At 56.9% G+C, this 1,276-nt stretch carries 1 protein-coding gene; it reads right to left on the reverse strand.

The window, feature by feature from the left end:
- Positions 1-78: 78 nt before the first annotated feature.
- Complete coding sequence (locus HU750_RS26915; RefSeq protein ID WP_186683369.1) at positions 79-1,047, reverse strand: IS110 family RNA-guided transposase; 969 nt, start codon at positions 1,045-1,047, stop codon at positions 79-81.
- Between the last annotated feature and the right edge of the window lie 229 nt (positions 1,048-1,276).

Below are 1,276 nucleotides of genomic sequence, written 5' to 3' on the forward strand. Positions count from 1 at the left end.
GTTTACCCGCGAACACGGGCGAAGCCCGTGCCATCCAAGGTGGTGCCTCCTTCGCGGGCAAACCCATTCCTACAGAAATCACGCTGCGCCTTGAGCTTGCGCTGTACTTTCAGGCTTTGTCGGCGGTTGCTCTCGCCATGGCGTACCCGTCCGGATCATCGCGTTGAGTTGCACGATGAAGACCCGCATACACGCCACGATAGCAACCTTGGCGAGTTTTCCTCGCCCTCTCAGTGCGTCATAACGCGCCTTCATGCCCGGGTTGTGCCTCACCGCTACCCAGCACGCCATGTACAACGCACGCCTGACTTGCGATCTGCCACCCGAGATATAGCGCTTGCCCACCGATTTCCCACTGTCGTGGTTGAACGGCGCAACTCCGACCAATGAGGCGATCTCCCTAGACTCCACACGCCCCAGCTCTGGTAGCAGCGCCACCAGCTTGGCGGCGGTCACCATCCCGATGCCCTTGACTTGAATCAGCTGAGCGATCCGTTCGTCATTAAGCGTCGTGGTCTGTTGCTTGATTTCCTTTTCAACCAGCTTGATCTGCAGCCTGAGGTGCTGAATATGGGATTTCAGAAGGTCGACAACCACCTGTGACTGCGCTTGTTTGAGGCGTCGGCGATCATCATCTCGCTGCTGAACGAAGCGATCACGTTGCTGCAGAAATTCACGCAGCAAAGCCCTGTCTGGGCTGACCTGCAAGGTGGGTTTGTCGGGAATGACTTCAGCAAAATGCGCCAGAGCCTCAGCGTCAATCGCGTCGGTCTTGGCTTTGATGCCCATGGAGTCAGCGAACGACCTGGCTCGTTTGGGATTGACGCGGATAACCTTGTAACTCGCGTCCTGCAGAAAGTGCAGGATATCGCGTTCGTACCCGCCCGTAGCCTCAAGCAGGATACGTTTGATGCTGAATCCTCGAAGCCAACTCTCCAGCTCCTCAAAGCCTGCCGGATCATTGCTGACACTGCATTTGATGCCTTGAGGCCGCACCGCCACATCCAATGACGTGCTGGAAACATCGATACCCACGAAGGAAACCATGACCAAAATCTCCTAGACTCAGCAGAGTGAGAGAACTTTGGCTTGGCCCACGCTTGTGATTCGAGATCAGAGCCGCATCCAACTGTTCGGGCTCTCGCCAAAGTGGAACGGTGAATGGCAGCGTGTGCTCCCACTCGTGCTCGCAGCACCTCCGGCAGTCAGCTTGCCATTCACCGCTCTCACTCCTGATTCTAATACCCCCTCAAGACACAAGCCGGCTTGCCGGCGA

It is taken from the genome of Pseudomonas sp. SWRI50 (assembly GCF_014269095.1).
GTDB lineage: Bacteria > Pseudomonadota > Gammaproteobacteria > Pseudomonadales > Pseudomonadaceae > Aquipseudomonas > Aquipseudomonas kermanshahensis.